This is a genomic window from Klebsiella sp. MISC125, from assembly GCF_051131775.1.
Taxonomy (GTDB): domain Bacteria; phylum Pseudomonadota; class Gammaproteobacteria; order Enterobacterales; family Enterobacteriaceae; genus Klebsiella.
Window position 1 is genome coordinate 4302500 of record NZ_CP180448.1, and the last position, 20254, is coordinate 4322753.

The window sequence follows — 20254 nt, forward strand, 5'->3', positions numbered from 1 at the left end:
AATGAGTGACGAGCCGCTGCGTCCGGACCCTGACCGCCTGTTACAACACACCGCCTCTGCGCATCGCGGAAAACTGAAGGTATTTTTTGGCGCCTGCGCGGGGGTGGGTAAAACCTGGGCAATGCTGGCGGAAGCGCAGCGGCTGCGCGCCCAGGGGCTGGATATTCTGGTTGGCGTGGCGGAAACCCATGGGCGTAAAGAGACGGCGGCGATGCTTGAGGGGCTGAGCACCCTTCCCCTGCGCCGCCTTTCCCATCGTGGGCGCTACGTTAAAGAGTTTGACCTTGATGGCGCGCTGGCCCGCCGTCCGGCGCTGATCCTGGTGGATGAACTGGCGCACAGCAACGCGCCCGGCTCGCGGCATCCTAAACGCTGGCAGGACGTTGAAGAGCTGCTCGAAGCCGGCATTGACGTTTTTACTACCGTCAACGTCCAGCATCTGGAAAGCCTTAACGACGTGGTCAGCGGCATCACCGGCGTACAGGTCCGCGAAACCGTCCCCGACCCGTTTTTTGACGCCGCCGACGATGTGGTGCTGGTTGACCTTCCCCCCGACGATCTGCGCCAGCGGCTTAATGAAGGAAAAGTCTATATCGGCGGTCAGGCCGAGCGGGCAATTGAGAACTTCTTTCGCAAGGGCAACCTGATTGCCCTGCGCGAGCTGGCGTTGCGCCGCACCGCCGATCGGGTTGATGAGCAGATGCGCGCCTGGCGCGACCGCCAGGGTCAGGAAAAGGTCTGGCACACCCGCGACGCCATTTTGCTGTGCATTGGCCACAATACCGGCAGCGAAAAGCTGGTTCGCGCTGCCGCCCGACTGGCGGCTCGCCTGGGCAGCGTCTGGCATGCAGTTTACGTTGAAACCCCCTCTCTGCACCGGCTGCCGGAAGCCAAACGGCGGGCGATTCTTGCGGCGCTCCGGCTGGCGCAGGAGCTGGGGGCCGAAACTGCCACCTTATCCGACCCTTCGGAAGAGAAGGCCGTTCTGCACTACGCCCGCGAGCATAACCTCGGCAAAATAGTGATTGGCCGCCAGCAAAAAAGACGCTGGTGGGATCGCAGCGGTTTCGCCGATCGCCTGGCCCGGCACGCGCCGGATCTCGATCTGGTCGTCATCGCGTTGGATGAAAAAACCGCCCCTCTGCCCGCTCGCGCCAGCGATGGCCGCACGGCGATGGAAAAATGGCGTTTGCAGGTTCAGGGCTGCGTGGTCGCCATCGCGCTGTGCGCGGTCATTACCGTCGTCGCGATGCAGTGGCTAATGGCCTTCGAAGCCGCCAACCTGGTGATGCTGTATCTGCTCGGGGTGGTGATTATCGCCCTCGTGTATGGCCGTTGGCCGTCGGTACTGGCGACGGTGATTAACGTGGTCAGCTTTGACCTGTTCTTTGTTGCGCCGCGCGGTACGCTGGCGGTTTCCGATGTGCAGTATCTGCTGACTTTTGGCGTGATGCTGACCGTCGGACTGCTTATCGGCAACCTAACCGCTGGCGTGCGTTATCAGGCGCGTGTGGCACGCTATCGCGAACGACGCACCCGTCATCTTTACGAAATGTCAAAAGCGCTGGCGGTGGGCCGCAGCCATGAGGATATCGCCACCACCAGCGAGCGATTTATTGCCTCGACGTTTCAGGCGCGCAGCCAGCTGCTGCTACCCGATGATGCCGGAAGGCTCTCGCCGCTAACCCAGCAAACCGCAGCCATCACCTGGGATGACGCCATTGCCCGCTGGAGCTTCGATAAAGGCCAGCCCGCCGGAGCCGGTACCGACACCCTGCCCGGCGTGCCCTATCAGATTCTGCCGCTAAAAAGCGCCGCCCGTACCTGGGGATTGCTGGTGGTAGAACCGGATAATTTGCGCCAGCTCATGATCCCCGAACAACAGCGTCTGCTGGAAACCTTCACCCTGCTGGTTGCCAGCGCGCTGGAGCGGCTGACGTTAACCGCCAGCGAAGAGCAGGCTCGGCTGAGCAGCGAACGCGAAAGCCTGCGCAACTCGCTGCTGGCGGCGCTGTCACATGATTTGCGCACCCCGCTGACGGTGCTGTTTGGTCAGGCGGAGATCCTGACGCTCGATCTCGCCAGCGAGGGTTCGAAACATGCCCCGCAGGCCAATGAGATTCGCCAGCATGTGCTGAACACCACCCGGCTGGTCAATAATCTGCTCGATATGGCGCGGATCCAGTCCGGCGGCTTTAATTTGCATAAAGAGTGGTTAACCCTGGAAGAGGTGGTCGGCAGCGCTTTGCGTATGCTGGAGCCGGGACTCGGCGGGCGGCATATTCAGCTTGCGCTGCCGGATCCGCTGCTGCTGGTGCACGTCGACGGGCCGCTATTTGAACGGGTGCTAATTAATCTGCTGGAAAATGCGGTGAAATACGCCGGGCCGCAAGCACAAATCGGCATTGCGGCGCATACCGACCCGCATAATTTGTTTCTGGAGGTGTGGGATAACGGGCCCGGTATCCCAGCGGGGCAGGAACAGGCTATCTTTGATAAGTTCGCCCGCGGCAATAAGGAGTCGGCAATTCCCGGCGTCGGCCTGGGGCTGGCGATTTGTGAGGCCATTGTCGAAGTCCACGGCGGGACGATCAGCGGCGCGACGCGTCAGGAAGGCGGTGCCTGTTTCCGTGTTACACTGCCGCGAGAAGCGCCCCCTGAACTGAAAGAGTTAGCCGAGGAAATGTGATTAACGTTTTGATCATCGAAGACGAAAACGCTATCCGCCGCTTTCTGCGCACCGCGCTGGAAGCCGACGGCATGCGGGTATTTGAAGCGGAAACGCTGCAACGCGGGCTGATTGAGGCCGCCACCCGCAAGCCGGATTTAGTCATTCTCGATCTTGGTCTGCCCGATGGTGACGGCAACGCGTTTATTCGCGAGGTTCGCCAGTGGAGCCAAATGCCGATTATCGTGCTGTCGGCGCGCACCGAGGAGCTGGATAAAATCGCCGCTCTCGACGCCGGTGCCGATGACTATCTGAGTAAACCTTTTGGTATTGGCGAGCTACAGGCGCGTTTACGCGTGGCGCTGCGCCGCCATGCTGGCGCTCAGGCCGACGAGCCGCTGGTGCGCTTTGCCAATATCGAAGTTGATATTCCCGCCCGCCGCATCGTACGTGGCGACGAAGAGATCCATCTGACGCCAATTGAGTTTCGCCTGCTGGCGGTGCTGTTGAATAATCCCGGTAAGGTGCTGACCCAGCGTCAGTTGCTCAATCAGGTTTGGGGACCGAATGCGGTGGAGCACAGCCACTATCTGCGGATTTATATGGGACACCTGCGGCAAAAGCTGGAGGTTGACCCGGCGCGACCGCAGCATTTGCTGACCGAAACGGGGATCGGCTACCGGTTTATGCCGTAGCCGTTGCCCCAGGTTGCGATCGCGTGTCGATTGTTTCCCGGCGGCGCTGCGCTTGGCCGGGCTACGGGTTCACCGCCGTCTGGCGATCAGGTTGCCCGGACAGGCGCATCACGCCGCCTCCGGGGGTTCAACCCGGCGGCGCTGCACTTGGCCGGGCTACGGATTCAACGCCGTCTGCCGATCAGGTAGCCCGGACAGGCGCATCGCGTCGCCTCCGGGGGTTCAACCCGGCGGCGCTGCACTTGGCCGGGCTACGGATTCAACGCCGTCTGCCGATCAGGTAGCCCGGACAGGCGCATCGCGTCGCCTCCGGGAGATTCCCACGATTATTGCCCGTAATAGGCTCCTGCCCCATGCTTACGTAAATAGTGCTTATCCAGCAGCGTCGTAGATACCGGCTGCTCCTCGCTCACCAACTGCCGGGTCCACATATTCATGTAGGCAATCTCTTCCAGCACCACCGCATTATGCACTGCATTCGCCGGATCTTTTCCCCACGCAAAAGGGCCGTGACCATGCACCAGCGCGGCAGGCACGCTGAGCGGTTCGATATCCTGCTTCCTGAACGTTTCAATCATCACATAACCGGTATTGGTTTCATAATCGCCGCGAATTTCATCATCGCTCAAGGGACGGGTACAGGGTATCGGCCCATAAAAATAGTCCGCATGCGTCGTCCCCATCGCCAGCAGCGGCCTGCCCGACTGCGCCCAAATCGTCGCGTGGCGCGAATGGGTATGCACGATCCCGCCCACGCCGCTAAACGCTTTATACAGTTCAAGATGCGTCGGGGTATCGGATGAGGGTTTATAGCGCCCTTCCACCACTCGCCCGGTCGCCAGTTCAACCACCACCATATCGTCAGCCGACATCACATCATATTCCACGCCGGAAGGCTTAATCACCACCAGCCCCGCGTCGCGATCGATGCCGCTGACGTTGCCCCAGGTAAAGGTGACAAGATTAAATTTCGGCAGCGCCAGATTGGCGTCAAGAACCGTCTGCTTGAGTTTATCCAGCATACTTCACTCCTGAATTCACATTAACTTCATACTGCGGGGCAAGAAAACCCTGCTGGTATTTATCCGTTAACCACGCTTTGGCCTCGGCAATTCTCTCGCTATCCAGCCCGTCATTTTTGGCCCACATCTCAATCAACCATGCGCCGCGATAGTTCAGCGCGGCAAGCGAGCGGAAGGTCTCGATGAAATCCACGCAGCCGGTGCCGAACGGCACATCGCGGAACTGCCCCAGCGAGGCGTGTGAAACGGGCTGGGTGTCTTTCAAATGGATGGCGCTGATTTTATGAATACCCTTACTCAACTCTTCAGGAACATCGTTTTGCCACGCGCTTAGGTTGCCAACGTCCGGATAGACGCAGAACCACGGGCTACATACCTTGCGCTCCAGATCCAGCCAGCGGGAGATATTGCTCATAAAGGCGGTGTCCATGATCTCCATCGACAACATGATTTGCGCCTTCGCCGCTTCAGCCACCGCCCAGTTAATCCCTTCAATAAAATATTCGCGAGTTTGCGCGGAGGAGGATTCGTAGTAAACGTCATAGCCTGCCAGTTGGATATTGCGGATCCCAACGTGGCTAGCAAAGTCCAGCGCATCAAGCATCAGTTCGCGCGCCTTTAGCCGGGTGTCACGGTTGACGCTGCCAAAAGGATGGCTGCGATGCGCGGAGAGGCACATGCTCGGCACATCGATGCCGCTGTTGATTTTGTCGGCAACGAACGCCAGCCTCTGGCCCCGATTCCAGCGCAGTCGGGCCTGGCGTTCCGGACTCTCATCGACTGAGATTTCGAGGAAATCAAACTCCAGATTTGCTGCCAGTTCGAAGCGTTTTGACCAGTCCAGCGCAGCGGGCAGCGCTTTTTCGTAAATACCAAGTCTGGGTTTCATCGCGCAGCTCCCGTCGCATTGGCCAGGCTCTGTGCGACCTGCAAGTAGCGGTCATAGCCTTCGCGCAGCTGCTGATGTCGTTTGGCATCCGGCTGGTAACAAACGACTTCCGGCTGCGTCGCCTGGATAGCTTCGCTGAAGTTGGCATAGGCACCGGTTCCGGCAGCCGCGCACAGTGCAGCCGCGCGACATCCGGCCTGTTCAATATCCACCACTTCCAGAGGGAGGTTGGAGGCATCGGCGTACATCTGCGTCCAGCCTTTCGACTGGCTCGGGCCGCCGGTGAAGCGGATTTTTTGAATATCCTGATTGAGTTCAATAATGCGGTCCTGGTGCACCAGGTGGGAAAAGACGATCCCGCGATAGATGGCCGCAATAATGTCTTTTTTGGTGTGATGACCCGCCAGGCCGACCAGCGCACCGGGGAGATCCATCGCCAGATTGGAACCAAACAGATACGGTAAAAAGACCAGATTGCTGTCGGTATCTTCTGCAATCCAGCTTTCGAAATGCTCATAGCAGCGGTCATCGTCAGGAAAGAACTGTTTCACAAACCAGGAGAGATTACTTGCCGAGGTAGGGCTGCCTTCATGAACAAAATATTTCCCCGGAATACAATATTTCCCCCAGATATAGGGAAAGTCGCTGGCAATAATATTATCCGTCACCGAGGTGGCAATACTCCAGGTACCGGCTACCGCACTGAGGGTATCGGCCCGATCAATCCCCGAAGAAACGGCGGAGGCAACCACATCGAAAAAGCCGCCAAAAACCGGCGTGCCAGGACACAACCCGCAGTCCAGTGATGCCTGCAGGGTAATGTGACCCACGCAATCCGTTGAGTTCACCACCGGCGCGGTTTTATCCACCACTTCCTCAATACCAAAAAGCGCCATCATGTCGCTGTCGTAGCGGGAGGTAAACTGGTTATAAAAATTACTGCCGGAAATATTGGTGATTTCTGCCGTCGCTTCGCCGGTCAGGCGGAAACGGATGTAGTCGTGGACCATCAAAACGGCATCAATTTTGTCGTAATTGGCCGGCTCATACTCTTTTAGCCACGCCAGCAGCGACACCGGATGTCCGGTCCACAGCTGCTGCAATCCTTTTGGATAGGCCAGTTTGTCGATACCTTCGCGGTACCATTTTTTGACAAACTCAAGCGCCCGGGTATCAGATGAAATAATCCCATTGCGTACCGGCTCGCCTTTTTTATCAATCGCGTAAAGCCCCTTACCGTGCGAGGAAAAACCGATCCCGCCAATACTTAACGGTGGCACCTGGCTTTCATACATCACTTTTTTAATCACGTTACATACGGTATCCCAAAGCTCATGCATATTTCGCTCGGTAAAACCCGGCTGTTCGGATAACACCTGCGCATATTGCGACGCGACGTGGATCTCTTGCCCTAGTTCATTATAGATACCGGCTTTGGTCACCGTCCCGCCGATATCGACTCCGATAAAATTCATATCCCTTCACCCCACAATGAAAATGATTTAGCGTCTGGCAGAGCTAATAAAAGTGGCACCCCAAATAATGAGCCCTTTCACTACGTACTGGACATAAGGCGAGATCCCCAGAAGATTTAAGCCATTATTCAGTACCCCGAGCATCATCGCGCCAATTAACGTGCCAATAATCATTCCTCGCCCACCGGCAATAGACGCGCCGCCGAGCACAACTGCGGCAATAGCATCCAGTTCAAAACCAACGCCGGCATTAGGCTGACCGCTCATGACGCGCGAGGTAAAAATAAGCCCGGCGAAACTGGCGGTAAAACCACTAATAACGTAGACCAGCAACTTATAATATTTAACCCGCAGACCGCTCAGGCGTGCCGCCTCTTCATTACCCCCCAGGGAGTAGACATAGCGACCGAACGGCATATGGTTCAGGACGATATAAAAGATGATATATAAAACCACCATCAGAATAATCGGCACCTGAATACCGAACAGATATTCACGGCCCCAAAAGGCAAATGAATCAGGTAATCCAGAGATGGGATAGCCACCGGTATAAATCAGCGCCAGGCCCTTAGCAATAATCATCGCCCCGAGAGTGACGATAATGGGCGGCATCTTGCCATAAGCGGTTAAAAAGCCGTTAATCGCGCCAAAAGCCACACCGGAACACAAGCCGATAAGGATGGCTAACCATGGGTCTAAGCCATAATACTTCATTAACCCCGCCATCAGCGTACCGGCCAGCGCCATCACCGCGCCGACGGAGAGGTCAATACCGCCAGTCAGAATCGCAAACGTCATTCCGATGGCGATAATAGCATTAATTGAAACCTGGCGGGCGACGGTCGAGAGGTTATCTACTGTTAAAAAGTAATCATTAAAAATTGCCATACAGGAAAACAGTAATACCAGACCGACAAACGGCAGGAACGCGGGCATCTTTAATAATCCATGGAGGATTTTTTTATTTTTATCAGGAGATGCAACTGGCGCTAATGATGCATTTTCATTACTCATTTAAGACTCCCTAAATAATATTACCGGCGGCATGCAGCATAATGACCGTGGAATTGATATTTTCATTTTCAAGTTCGGCAACGATATCGCCATCGCGGAAAACCATGACGCGGTCGCTAACGCCAATCACTTCCGGTAACTCCGATGAAATCATAATTATCGAAATACCTTGTTCGGTAAGATTGCGCATAATTTGATAGATTTCAGATTTAGCCCCTACATCAATACCGCGAGTTGGCTCATCAAAAATCAAAATATTGACATCATGATTTAACCAGCGGGAAATAACGACCTTCTGCTGATTACCACCGCTTAATGTTCCGACGGCGGTAAAGGCATCGGGCGTTTTTACCCCAACGTGACGAATTAAATGTTCAGCCGTTTTACGCTCTTCGCCATCGCGAATAAGCGAATAGTGGCAAGTATGCTTGTTGAGCCAGATATTATCTTTAACTGAAAAACCTAGCACCAGCCCCTGAGTTTTACGGCTTTCAGGCAATAAGCCAATGCCCAGCCGCAGAGCCTGATCGGTGGACTTTATCGAGACCTCTTTCCCCGCCAGACGGACATGTTTTTTAAAGCATTTATCCGCGCCGGTCAGCGCCAGAATCGCTTCTGAACGCCCTGACCCCACCAGCCCTGCGAGGCCTAAGATTTCGCCTTTGCGCAGCGTTAATCGGTTCACTTTGCTGCTTTCGGTAAGCTGAATTTCCGCATCCAGCAGAAGATCATGATTCTCCAGCGTCCGTCGCTCCGGATAGATATTCTCCACCTCGCGGCCAACCATCATCTGGATCATCTCCGCGAGATCGATATCATCAACCTTCGCTGAACCGATGTATTTCCCATCACGCAAGATGCTCAGGCTGTCGCAAATCTCGTAGATTTCCTCAAGATGGTGAGAGATGAAGAACATGCCCACGCCTTTCGCTTTTAAATCGCGCATCACGCGAAAAAGGTGTTCGGCTTCGCTTGGGGTTAAGGTGGCAGTCGGTTCATCGAGGATCAGAATACGGGCATCCAGCGAGAGCGCTTTGGCAATTTCCACGAACTGCTGCTCAGCCACGCTGAGATGGCAAATTTGCTCATCGGGATCCAGCGTCACGCCGAGCTCTTTAAAGATCCTGAGTGCCTCGCGGCGCATGGTTTTACGGTCTAATAAACCAAATGGATTCACTTTTTCGCGATTGAGAAAAATATTCTCATAGGCATTAAGATAGGGAATAAGAGAAAATTCCTGAAAAATAATCCCAACACCGCACTGAATGGCATCGCGATAATTATGAAAATGCTGCTGCTTGCCATCAATAAAAATATTGCCGGTATCCGGTTGATATATCCCACAGAGGATTTTCATCAACGTGGATTTACCCGCACCATTTTCACCAAGTAAAGCATGCACCTCCCCTCGCCCAAGGGTAATATTGACATTATCGAGCGCCTTGACTCCGGGGAAGCTTTTACTGACATTTTTGACTTCCAGTAAGCTGGGCATGAACATCGCTCCATGACGGCACGATAATATATCGTGCCATACTTTAATAAGAATCCACGACGGCCCACGAACTCAATCGCGAGCCGTTATGGAGTAATAACGCTCTTACCAATGGAAATCTTTGGCGTTTGTTTTATCAATAAGCTTCACATCAACAGGGATCTCTTTCGGAATATTCGCGCCCCAGTGTTTAGCCAGAGCAATACCTAAACCAATACGTAACTGGTCGCGCGGGAACTGCGCGGCGGTCGCAATAAATGGCGTAGTGCCTTTGGCAATTTCAGCTACCGCTTCCGGCGAACCGTCAACGCTAACTAATTTCACATCACGACCGGAAGACTGAATAGCCGCCAGCGCACCAAGAGAGCCAACGTCATTAACGCTGAAAATACCGTTGAGCGTTGGATTGGATTGCAACATATTTTCCGTCACGCTCATGGAGGTATCGCGTTCTTGCTTGCCGTTCAGTTTGGTAATGACTTTAATATTAGGATGCTTCTTCATCGCATCTTCAAAACCACGAACGCGTTCCAGAATAGGCACCACGGGAATACCATCGAGAATCGCTACATTGCCTTTATCACCCAGTGCTTTGGCTAAATGCTCACCGGCAATAAAGCCCGCGTCATAGTTTTTGGAACCGACAAATGAGTCAATAGGCCCGTTTGCCTGAGCATCAATCGCTACCACCACCACACCTGCTTTTTTCGCCGCCAGAACCGCCGTTTCCGCGCCTACACTGTCAGCCGGGTTGATCAGCAGAATATCAATTTTCTTCTGCAGCATATCCTCAACGTCGCTAATCTGCTTGGAGACATCATGCGCAGCATCCGCAGTATATACAGTGGCATTAATATCTTTTGCCGACTGTTCAAGCGACTCTTTCATGGTGACAAAATATTCGTTATTCAATTCCTGGAACGACATGCCGATAGTTAGCGGCTTAGCATTAACGCAGGCGACCATACTCATCGCCAGAAGTCCTGAGAGTAATGCTTTCGTATTCAATTTTACAGGCATTCAATATCTCCTTTTTGAGTTATGCGCTAAAGGATCAAGATTATCCTTTAGCGTTTTCATGGTACGAATGTTGCCTGATAGCCTGAGCAATAAATTAATGACCGGTAGACTTCACCTGGCCACCGATATTTACCCCAGTTATCACCATGATACAAATCCAGTATTTATTTAGCCGCCATCCATTTCAAAGCGGATGATAATTAAAATAAATGGCGTCATTTAAGAATTACGTTTTTATGGCTTAATAACGACCTTGATAGAATCGAGCGATTTTGCCATTTCAAATGCCGCTTTCCACTCATCGATGGAATAGAAATGAGTGACGACGCCTTTTGCAGTCAGCAGGCCGCGCTCAAAGAGATCGATGGCGATTTCATAGCTGTACGGGCCAAGATGCGCACCGCGAATATCCAGCTCTTTGCGGTCGCCAATGATCGACCAGTCGGCGGTGGTTTCTTTACCAAACACGCTGAACTCGACAAAACGACCTAGCTTACGAATCATCTCCAGTCCCTGGGTAACACCAATCGGCGCGCCGGTAGCTTCAATGTAGACGTCGCAACCGTAGCCTTCAGTCATGGCTTTAACAATGGCAATGGCGTCTTCTTTGCCCGCATTGATAACCACATCCGCCCCAAACTCTTTCGCCAGCGCCAGACGGTCTTCCATGGTGTCGATCACTACCAGCTTTTTCGGCGTCTTAAGATGCGCGACCTGCACCATGCACAGACCCAGCGGGCCGGCACCAGCGATAACAACAACATCATCCAGATCGATATCCCCACGGCGTACCGTATGGATAGCACAGGCCATCGGTTCGATAAGCGCTGCATCTTCTTCGCTTAATGACTCGGGAATTTTGTGAATAATCGCTCTTTCGGAGAAGCGCATATATTCAGCCATACCGCCATCGGCAACATCCTTTTGAAAACCATAAATATCATGGGTTTCACACATCCAGTATTTCCCGGTTTTACAGAAACGACATTCATGACAAGGTACTATCTGCTCCGCCAGAATACGATCGCCAATTTTTAATTTATATTTTTCTGCCGAGCCGGGGCCTAATTCAGCAACCCGGCCATAGAATTCATGTCCTGGCACCACTGGCGTTTTCACCCACGGGTTTTCACCCCAAAACATCGGTGCGCCGTCCTGGGCTTTGCAATCACCAGCACATATTCCACAGCCATCAACTTTAATAACCACTTCTTTTTCTTGTGCTACCGGGCGCGTAATCTTTTCGAAGCGATAATCCTGGGGACCATGGCACACAACAGCTTTCATATCTTCAGGTAATTGTTCCATCGTAAACCTCATTTTCGGATAAGTAATGAAGATGGATAGTATTGCTGACGCAATTATCCTCCACCTGGCACAAGAGTCGTGAGATGATGATGCAAATGTATTATTACGTAGAGAGTTTAACTGGTCTCTACGATTTCAAGGCATTCCTGACGATAGATATCCTTTGGTAGCTTATTAGTAATAAGAACATCAATATCTGCGAGGTCGCAGATTTTATATAATGAATAGCGCTCAAACTTACTGCTATCGACCATCAGAATTTTTTGGTCGGCCACTTTCAGCATTTCTTGTTTCAGACGCACGTTGACTTCATTGCTATCTTTGATTTCCAGGCCAGAATCAAGGCCCTGACAAGAAAAGAACAGTTTATTGACCTTAAAGTTATTAATAATAAATTCAGCTACCGGCCCATGAAAATCGCCGTGTCTTTCAGAATACTCACCACCCACGCTGACAATTCTTATTTTCTTTCGGCAGGCTAATGTCTGAATAATATTTAATGAATTGGTAATTACCGTCAGTTCGATATCGGGCAACTGCCGTGCTAAAAACCAGCATGAACTACTATTATCCATAATAATGCATTCATGCTCATGAATGTACTGTAATGCGCTTTTGGCAATGCGCATTTTTCGCTCTGGTTGCTCTTTTGTTCGCTTAATAAATGCTTCAGCTTTATCGACAAAATTCCCATTATTTGTGGGATTATCCACATCTAAAAATGATGCATTATTTTCTGAAATCATCGCACCGCCAAAGCTACGGACTAATTTTTTATTTTTGGCGAGCACAGTTAAATCTCGGCGAATAGTTTCCGGAGACACGCCAAATATTCGCGACAATTCATTGACTCTAGCGCAACCATTTTCAACGACAAATTCCAGAATTAATGAGTGACGTTTAACTTGTAACATATAAGTTCTCAAGAAAGCATCCAGGATTTAATGACATAAATGTAACAAAATCATCCATATCATTAAGTGATTCAAATCATACAAAATCAAAACAAGCGTTCAGCTTTTTTTAATTTGAAGTCAGTCATACATTTAAAGTAAGTTGCATTTTTTAAGATGGGATTTTGTGATAAAGGTAGCAAAATATAACTTCATTGATGCCCCGGCACTCAACGTCAATCTATAGAATGGGCAAACCCGGTCAAAAAAATAATACCCGTTTGTGCCCGATTCAGTCACCGCAGGATGCACATAATCTGTATTGTCGTAATAGCAGGTCAAATAACCTCGTGGTCAAACCTTACGGCAGCGCCATAGTGTCACCACTTTCGCCGCTTCCGAGAGCAGTAAGAGCCCGATAAAGAACGCTATCCCCTTGAACCCCATTTCACGCAGCATCCATAACACCAGCGAAAGCGACGGCAGCATAAAGACCAGCCGCAATGGCGTTTGCACCCACGTCAGCCACAGGGCATAACGGCTCTGACGCAAGAAAAGAACCATCGACACGGGAATGCTGGTTATCAACAAGAAATTAAGCGGAAACAGCCACGCGGCGGCGGAGCCGTAGGTATGCAGAAGTTGGAGATATGCGAGGATATCGTCGTAGAACGGTACGCGCCGGTGATAGAGATTCCAGCCGACAAACTCAATGAGATAAAAAAGATCCATCCCAGCCCAAAACCAAAAGACTTTTTTGCGTTCCAGTTTCATCGCACTCCTTGCGAAAAAAAACAGGCCCTAAAAAGGGCCTGATTATCATGGCTAATAATTACGCGTTTTTCAGCACTTCGCTGACAATCTCCACCGCTTCTTTCTCAATCTGCTGACGGTGCTCAGCGCCGAGGAAGCTTTCACAGTAGATTTTGTAAGCGTCTTCAGTACCTGACGGACGCGCGGCAAACCAGCCGTTCTCGGTCATCACCTTCAGGCCGCCAATTGCCGCACCGTTGCCCGGAGCCGCAGTCAGGCGCGCGGTGATCGGGTCGCCTGCCAGCGTGCTGGCGCTTACCATTTCCGGAGAGAGCTTAGACAGCGCTGCTTTCTGGGCTGAAGTTGCAGAAGCCTGCAGACGGTTGTAGCTTGGCGCACCGAAGCGCGCTGCCAGTTCATCATAGTGCTGCTGCGGGTTTTTCCCGGTTACGGCGGTGATTTCCGCCGCCAGCAGGCACATGATGATGCCGTCTTTGTCGGTAGACCACGGCGTGCCGTCGAAGCGCAGGAACGAAGCCCCCGCGCTCTCTTCGCCGCCGAAGCCGAAGCTACCGTCAAACAGACCATCAACGAACCATTTAAAACCAACCGGTACTTCCACCAGCTTGCGGCCCAAATCATTCACTACGCGATCGATCATTGCCGAGGAGACCAGAGTCTTACCGACAGCAACATCTTTGCCCCACTGCGGACGATGCTGGAACAGGTAGTTAATCGCCACTGCCAGGTAGTGGTTCGGGTTCATTAACCCGGCAGGCGTCACGATACCGTGACGGTCGTAATCCGGGTCGTTAGCGAAGGCCAGGTCGAACTTGTCGCGCAGCGCCAGCAGGCCAGCCATGGCGCACTCGGAGGAGCAGTCCATACGGATCGCACCGTCTTTATCGAGGTGCATAAAGCGGAAAGTCTGATCGACATTATCGTTAACGATAGTCAGGTTCAGCTTGTAGTACTCAGCAATGCGTTTCCAGTACTCAATACCGGAGCCACCAAGCGGATCAACACCCAGCGTCAGGCCCGCTTTCTGGATAGCCGCCATATCGACGATATCCGCCAGCCCTTCGATAAACGGCTGCACCAAATCCTGCTCTTTCACATGACCTGAGGCCAGCGCCGCATCAAGAGAAATACGCTTCACGCCCTGCAGGCCAGCAGCCAGCAGTTCGTTAGCGCGATTTTCAACAACTTTAGTCACGTTGGTATCAGCCGGGCCACCGTTCGGCGGATTGTACTTGATACCACCGTCTTCCGGCGGGTTATGGGACGGAGTAATGACGATGCCGTCAGCCTGTGGGCCGCCTTTCTTGTTGTGCACCAGAATCGCATTAGAAATCGCCGGCGTCGGGGTGAAACCGTTATTTTCCTGAACGATGACATCAACACCGTTCGCCGCCAGCACTTCCAGTACGGAAATGAAAGCAGGTTCGGATAGCGCGTGGGTGTCCTTCCCGACGTAGCATGGGCCGGTGATCCCGTTCTTTGCGCGGTCTTCAGCAATTGCCTGGGCAATCGCCAGAATATGCTGCTCGTTGAAGTTGTGGCGCGCCGCGCTGCCGCGGTGGCCGGAGGTGCCAAACTTCACAGCATGTTCCGCATTGCCCACTTCTGGCTTCAGCACATAGTACTGGGCGGTCAGTTGGGCGACGTTAATCAAATCACTCTGTTGCGCAGGTTGACCTGCGCGCTTATCGATTGCCATTGCCTGATCCTTCTGGTGCAAAAGTTAAATGACTAGATCGTACCGCAAACCTTTTCGATCAATTCAGCAGGGAACTGCATTGACTGCATGATATGTTCAATCATGCTGCATTTGCGGCCGGTATTGGTATTTGTAATAACCCACCACGGCGTGCCCGGAACCTGCTTAGGTTTTGTCTGATTACCATTTTTCTGTAGCGTCCGCTCATCTTCAGCGAAATAGACGCGAGTGCGCCCATGCAGAGACTCGGTCGCCTCCGCAAAGCCTTTGCTGTCTAAGGAGTAGAGGGTAGTCAGAACCAGCATGAAACGGTTTACCGCGCGTTTTTGTTCGGCGTACTCATCAGATAGCAGCAGCTCGCGCATGGCGCGGACTTTATCCTTCAGAGGATTGGCGGGTTTCACTTCAACGACAGGCGTTGGCGCCGGAGCCGGAACGACTTTCGCTACCGGTGCGGCAGGCTGGGAAACGGCGGAAAACTTCAACATGCGCCGTAAAATGTCGGATGCACTCTCGCCAATATGCTTGGTGTGGCTGGCAATATAGCTATAGAGTTCATCATCAACTTCAATTGTTTTCATCTTAATCCAGTACGATATCTTTTCTGAATACAAGTTGTCGGGATTATAAGGACAAATCCCAACCGCGGATAGCGTCAAACCAGGATGGCGGTAAAACTCGGAAATCTTCCGGGTCTTGCAGCCGGATGGCAGAATGTCCAACATAATACCCTAACCCGACGGAGCGAAAAAAAGAACTTTGCCATGAAATTAAATAGCCGAGCGCAATCTGCACAGAATCCGCACAATAATCCCCCTATCGTCCTGGTCCATGGCCTTTTTGGCAGTCTGGATAACCTTGGGATCCTCGCCCGCGATCTGGTCGCTGACTACGATATTTTACAGGTCGATATGCGAAATCACGGTCTTTCCCCGCGCGCACCAGAGATGACCTATGCCGCGATGGCTCAGGATTTGATTGATACTCTCAATGAATACCAAATAGAAAAAGCGACCTTTATTGGTCACTCAATGGGCGGCAAGGCGGTCATGGCGCTGAGCGCGCTGGCCCCGGAGCGCATTGCGGGCCTGGTTGCGATAGATATTGCCCCTGTGGATTATCACGTTCGTCGCCATGATGAAATCTTCGCCGCCATCAATGCCGTGACCGACGCCCACGCGGCCACTCGCCAGCAGGCAGCGACGGTTATGCGCGAACACCTTCATGAAGAAGGCGTCATTCAGTTCCTGCTGAAATCCTTTGTGGACGGTCAGTGGCGGTTTAACGTGCCGGTATTGTGGGAGCAATATGACAATATCGTCGGCTGGCAAACCATCCCCGCCTGGCCGCATCCGGCGCAGTTTATCCCCGGCGGTAACTCACCCTACGTAACCGATGCCTACCGTGAGGCTCTGCTGGCTCAATTCCCCCAGGCACGGGCCCATGTGATTGCCGGAGCCGGACATTGGGTACATGCAGAAAAACCAGAGGCCGTTTTACGGGCAATACGCCGTTATTTGACCTCCATAGCCGCGTAACTGGCTAAAATCTGCCCGACCGCGCGGCAGAATGCCCGCGGTCGTTGGCGCAGCCCCTCGCCTGATGTATTATGGCGGGCTATCTGCGTCGGCTATGCCCGACAGCTTGTTTCCCCCGAAGTCACTCTGAATCATGGCAAAAGAACAAACGGACCGTACGACATTAGATTTGTTCGCAACCGAGCGTCGGCCGGGTAGACCGAAAACCAATCCGCTTTCACGCGACGAACAGCTGCGTATCAACAAACGCAATCAGCTCAAGCGCGATAAAGTTCGCGGTTTGAAGCGCGTTGAGCTGAAGCTCAATGCCGATGCGGTTGATGCGCTCAATGAGCTGGCCGAAGCCCGCAACATGAACCGCAGCGATCTGATTGAAGAGATGCTGATGAACCAACTGGCGGCCCTGCGCAGCCAGGATAAAGCCTAAAACCCTCAAAAAATAAGCTTTCATGTAGCAGAGTGTGCAGTCGGGCGTGATTGCTGTTTCCGCGCCCTTCTCAGTTCTGCTATCATTGCCCCTATCTGTGGGCATTTAAGTCCCTACCACATCATTAAGTTTCAAGAGGTTATTTTACTCATGGCAATCATCGGCATCTTTTTTGGCAGCGACACCGGCAACACCGAAAATATTGCAAAAATGATTCAAAAGCAGCTTGGTAAAGATGTTGCTGATGTTCGCGACATTGCCAAGAGCAGCAAAGAAGATCTGCAAGCTCACGATATTCTGCTGCTCGGCATTCCAACCTGGTACTACGGTGAAGCACAGTGTGACTGGGATGATTTCTTCCCGACGCTGGAAGAAGTCGATTTCGACGGCAAACTGGTCGCGCTGTTTGGCTGCGGCGATCAGGAAGACTACGCTGAATACTTCTGTGATGCGCTGGGTACCATTCGCGACATCATCGAACCGCGCGGCGCCACTATCGTTGGTCACTGGCCGACTGCTGGATATCATTTCGAAGCATCTAAAGGTCTGGCAGATGATGACCACTTCGTGGGTCTGGCCATCGACGAAGACCGTCAGCCAGAACTGACTAACGAACGCGTGGAAAAATGGGTAAAACAGATTTCTGAAGAGCTGCACCTCGAAGAAATCAAGAATGCCTGAGTCTAAACGGCGTTATCGTCAGATTTCGCCGAATTAATAGATAAAAGCAATCAAAGTTATAGCTACAAGTTTTTAACTTTTAATCACATATCTGTACAATGTCCTCTGATTTAACGAGGTCACGTGAAGCACTTTGTAGCCAGTGCCTCGTTTTTGACAGCATACAAGGCCCGATGCTTGCAGTTTTCATTTCACCATGGCAGTTCTATAATGAGACGCATTACATCGGGTGATTCTCTGTATTACTTCCGCTGATGGAAGTAGATCGTTTAGCAACAGGACAGATTCCGCATGACTGACAACAATACCGCATTAAAGAAGGCTGGCCTGAAAGTAACACTTCCACGATTAAAAATCCTGGAAGTCCTGCAGGAACCGGATAACCATCATGTCAGTGCGGAAGACTTATATAAACGCCTGATTGATATGGGTGAAGAGATTGGCCTGGCCACCGTCTACCGCGTACTGAACCAGTTCGACGACGCCGGCATCGTCACTCGTCATAATTTCGAAGGTGGTAAATCCGTTTTCGAACTGACGCAGCAGCATCATCATGATCACCTGATTTGCCTCGATTGCGGCAAAGTGATCGAATTTAGCGATGACTCAATTGAAGCTCGTCAGCGTGAGATTGCCTCCCGACACGGTATTCGCCTCACCAACCACAGCCTGTACCTGTACGGTCACTGTGCAGAAGGCGATTGCCGCGAAGATGAACATGCCCACGACGCGGTGGAAAAGTAATTCCCCGTTGCGTAAGCAGCAAAAAGCCAACCTGATGGTTGGCTTTTTTTATGGCTACGAAAAGTAAAAATCAGGGTTTCGTGTTGTTGCTACGAATCTCTTTCCAAATCTGGTCACAGCGCGACTGTACAGCCTGATCGTTACCGGTTTTACGCGCCTGGATACATTGCTGGTAATCCAGTACTCGCACGCTTTCCTGGGTGGCGAACTGCTGATGCTGCTTCTCTTGCTTCAGAACGTCTAATACGCTCTGGCAGGCTTCGACTTTATCTGGGTTACCTTCAGCAGTATTAATACAGGCGCTGTAGGCATCTTTTAACTTTGAATCCTCTTTCGGCGCTGGCGACTGCGTGCAGGCAACCAGACCTGCCGCCATAATAGCGACAAGCAATAGCTTCTTCATAATCGACCTCGGGAAATTGCGGCAGGCTCATGCCCGCCGCACTGGCATCAGAAAATGGTGAATGGAGCAATAACCATGAACTTCACGTCGCGCTCATCCTGGAAGATGTTGCCGTAGCCGCCGCTCCAGCTTGGGATATCGGAGTGGTTGTCGTATTGAGTAAAGTGCAGTTTAAACAGCGTACCCTTCGCACGTCCTTCCTGTACGGTGTACATCGCATCCAGGCTGTAGGCTGACTCTTCCAGACGTTTGTCAGGGTTGTAGTAAGCATCAGGAGAAGACATTTTTCCTGGTTTTGCATCCCATGCATAAACGTAGGACGCGCCGAAGGCCCAACCCGGCATATTCCAGTTCTTCATGTCATACATCGCCCCGAAGAACACCGCTTTTTCACCGTTGGCGTTGAAGTCAGAGCGGTTATCCCACCAGACATCGAGACGACCGTTAGATGAGGCGTAAGTCGGCGTCATACGTTGCAGGAAGTAGCCCTGCTGACCATCGGCTTTAACCCAGGTTCCTTCCAGGCGCAGGTCGAGAACATCGGCAACTTTATAGCCAAAGGTCAATGCCTGCAGCCAGGCGGTACCATCATAAATATCGTTCGCCCCGCCGTTACTGACTTTATCGCGAGTACCGTAGAACTGGTAGCTGGTGTTTAGCGGCGTGCCTGCGATATCAAATTTGTAGCTGGCCTTAGCGAAATACTGGTCGATGTAACCCTGTGCCTGGCCAAATGCGGCTTCCAGCACGAGGTCATTTTTAAAATCATACTTGGCGCCGAGAGAGTGGAGATAATCAACCTTGGTTTTCTTATCGTTCTGGTAGAACTCGTCCATTTCAATGTGCCACGGTGCTTTATATTCGTTTGTCCACATATAGGAGAAACTCAGCGCGCCCGTATCACCATAATCAAAGTTGGCACCGGCTTCAGCACCCTGGTAAGTACCCGGCATAAAGCTCCAGTGCGGAGCCAGCAATGTTTGACCGGTAGGCTGGATATAGCCTGCACGTGCCCATGCCGGGCCAAATTTAAATTTGGCGGCTGCTTTGTACAGACTGATCCCGCTCTTATCACCGGAATAGTCTTCATCGTAAGTTTTATTGCGCGAGGAGAAAGCGATTTCGTTCGGGTGGCCGCTGTCACTGCTTTCGCCCATTTCGATGGCGGTAAAGGCGGCAACATCAATACCGAACATGTCGGCAGCATAGCCAGACTGGAAATCCAGGTTGGCGTTCCAGGTGGAGTGAGAAAGGTTAGTTTTGTATTTGTCACCGTCGGTCACATCTTTACGGTCACGCTCACGCTGCCAATAATAGATGCCGCCGGTTAACGTTGAATCATCAATGAACCCTTCTGCTTTCGCATCCGGTACCATTGCAAAACCTGACAGTGCTGTCACACCGGCGATAGCCAGCGCCAGCGTACTACGTTTGCCACTAAACGTACGCATATGCATATCCTCTTTGACTTTTTAAAAACGCAGTTACCAAGGGCAACTAGCGAAAAAA

At 52.2% G+C, this 20254-nt stretch carries 19 protein-coding genes; 6 read left to right on the plus strand and 13 right to left on the minus strand.

The features are described from left to right. Window position 1 precedes the first annotated feature (1 nt). Entirely contained in the window at window positions 2-2689 is a 2688-nt protein-coding gene (gene kdpD, locus ACMYSL_RS20305; protein ID WP_434659753.1) for a two-component system sensor histidine kinase KdpD, read from the plus strand. Continuing rightward, complete coding sequence (gene kdpE / locus ACMYSL_RS20310; RefSeq protein WP_182237224.1) at window positions 2686-3363, plus strand: two-component system response regulator KdpE; 678 nt, start codon at window positions 2686-2688, stop codon at window positions 3361-3363. The genes kdpD and kdpE overlap by 4 nt, the downstream gene beginning before the upstream one ends. Before the next feature lie 326 nt (window positions 3364-3689). Here kdpE and araD read toward each other — a convergent pair whose 3' ends face one another. The 11 genes from araD to seqA all read right to left on the minus strand — a co-directional run bounded on the left by araD (window position 3690) and on the right by seqA (window position 15533). Then, a complete protein-coding gene (gene araD / locus ACMYSL_RS20315; protein ID WP_434659754.1) occupies window positions 3690-4385 on the minus strand; it encodes an L-ribulose-5-phosphate 4-epimerase in 696 nt (231 codons plus the stop codon). Beyond that, window positions 4375-5274, minus strand: coding sequence for an L-ribulose-5-phosphate 3-epimerase (locus ACMYSL_RS20320; RefSeq protein WP_434659755.1), 900 nt, complete (start codon window positions 5272-5274; stop codon window positions 4375-4377). Before ACMYSL_RS20320 ends, araD begins: the two co-directional genes overlap by 11 nt. After that, the gene (locus ACMYSL_RS20325) at window positions 5271-6749 is read right to left on the minus strand and encodes an FGGY-family carbohydrate kinase (protein WP_434659756.1); all 1479 of its coding nucleotides are present in this window, start codon (window positions 6747-6749) and stop codon (window positions 5271-5273) included. The genes ACMYSL_RS20320 and ACMYSL_RS20325 overlap by 4 nt, the downstream gene beginning before the upstream one ends. A 27-nt stretch (window positions 6750-6776) precedes the next feature. Beyond that, entirely contained in the window at window positions 6777-7763 is a 987-nt protein-coding gene (locus tag ACMYSL_RS20330) for an ABC transporter permease (protein ID WP_110273374.1), read from the minus strand. A gap of 10 nt (window positions 7764-7773) precedes the next feature. Beyond that, the gene (locus ACMYSL_RS20335; protein ID WP_110273373.1) at window positions 7774-9258 is read right to left on the minus strand and encodes a sugar ABC transporter ATP-binding protein; all 1485 of its coding nucleotides are present in this window, start codon (window positions 9256-9258) and stop codon (window positions 7774-7776) included. Window positions 9259-9363: 105 nt separating this feature from the next. Beyond that, a complete protein-coding gene (locus ACMYSL_RS20340) occupies window positions 9364-10230 on the minus strand; it encodes an ABC transporter substrate-binding protein (RefSeq protein ID WP_228727529.1) in 867 nt (288 codons plus the stop codon). Between the two features lie 282 nt (window positions 10231-10512). Then, window positions 10513-11586, minus strand: coding sequence for a zinc-binding dehydrogenase (locus tag ACMYSL_RS20345; RefSeq protein WP_434659757.1), 1074 nt, complete (start codon window positions 11584-11586; stop codon window positions 10513-10515). A gap of 116 nt (window positions 11587-11702) precedes the next feature. Further along, on the minus strand, window positions 11703-12500 hold the full coding sequence (locus ACMYSL_RS20350) for a DeoR/GlpR family DNA-binding transcription regulator (protein ID WP_304257040.1): 798 nt from the start codon (window positions 12498-12500) through the stop codon (window positions 11703-11705). A gap of 333 nt (window positions 12501-12833) precedes the next feature. Beyond that, window positions 12834-13253, minus strand: coding sequence for an arginine:ornithine antiporter (locus tag ACMYSL_RS20355; protein WP_434659758.1), 420 nt, complete (start codon window positions 13251-13253; stop codon window positions 12834-12836). Between the two features lie 58 nt (window positions 13254-13311). Next, the gene (gene pgm / locus ACMYSL_RS20360; RefSeq protein ID WP_304257036.1) at window positions 13312-14952 is read right to left on the minus strand and encodes a phosphoglucomutase (alpha-D-glucose-1,6-bisphosphate-dependent); all 1641 of its coding nucleotides are present in this window, start codon (window positions 14950-14952) and stop codon (window positions 13312-13314) included. Window positions 14953-14984: 32 nt separating this feature from the next. Continuing rightward, window positions 14985-15533 (minus strand): replication initiation negative regulator SeqA, encoded by a 549-nt coding sequence (gene seqA, locus ACMYSL_RS20365; protein ID WP_181483032.1) that lies wholly within the window; start codon window positions 15531-15533, stop codon window positions 14985-14987. A gap of 183 nt (window positions 15534-15716) precedes the next feature. On the opposite strand from seqA, the gene ybfF reads away from it, so the two are divergent. The 4 genes from ybfF (at window position 15717) to fur (ending at window position 18342) form a co-directional block, all read left to right on the plus strand. Continuing rightward, the gene (gene ybfF / locus ACMYSL_RS20370; RefSeq protein ID WP_181483033.1) at window positions 15717-16490 is read left to right on the plus strand and encodes an esterase; all 774 of its coding nucleotides are present in this window, start codon (window positions 15717-15719) and stop codon (window positions 16488-16490) included. Between the two features lie 133 nt (window positions 16491-16623). Beyond that, complete coding sequence (ybfE, locus tag ACMYSL_RS20375) at window positions 16624-16917, plus strand: LexA regulated protein (protein ID WP_110273365.1); 294 nt, start codon at window positions 16624-16626, stop codon at window positions 16915-16917. A 150-nt stretch (window positions 16918-17067) separates the two neighbouring features. Further along, window positions 17068-17598 (plus strand): flavodoxin FldA, encoded by a 531-nt coding sequence (fldA, locus tag ACMYSL_RS20380; RefSeq protein ID WP_434659762.1) that lies wholly within the window; start codon window positions 17068-17070, stop codon window positions 17596-17598. Window positions 17599-17889: 291 nt separating this feature from the next. After that, complete coding sequence (fur, locus tag ACMYSL_RS20385; RefSeq protein ID WP_004885952.1) at window positions 17890-18342, plus strand: ferric iron uptake transcriptional regulator; 453 nt, start codon at window positions 17890-17892, stop codon at window positions 18340-18342. A gap of 70 nt (window positions 18343-18412) precedes the next feature. Here the strand turns inward: fur and chiQ are convergent, their stop codons facing one another. Next, window positions 18413-18745, minus strand: coding sequence for a ChiQ/YbfN family lipoprotein (gene chiQ / locus ACMYSL_RS20390; protein ID WP_181483034.1), 333 nt, complete (start codon window positions 18743-18745; stop codon window positions 18413-18415). Between the two features lie 47 nt (window positions 18746-18792). Further along, a complete protein-coding gene (gene chiP, locus ACMYSL_RS20395) occupies window positions 18793-20196 on the minus strand; it encodes a chitoporin ChiP (RefSeq protein WP_304257032.1) in 1404 nt (467 codons plus the stop codon). Between the last annotated feature and the right edge of the window lie 58 nt (window positions 20197-20254).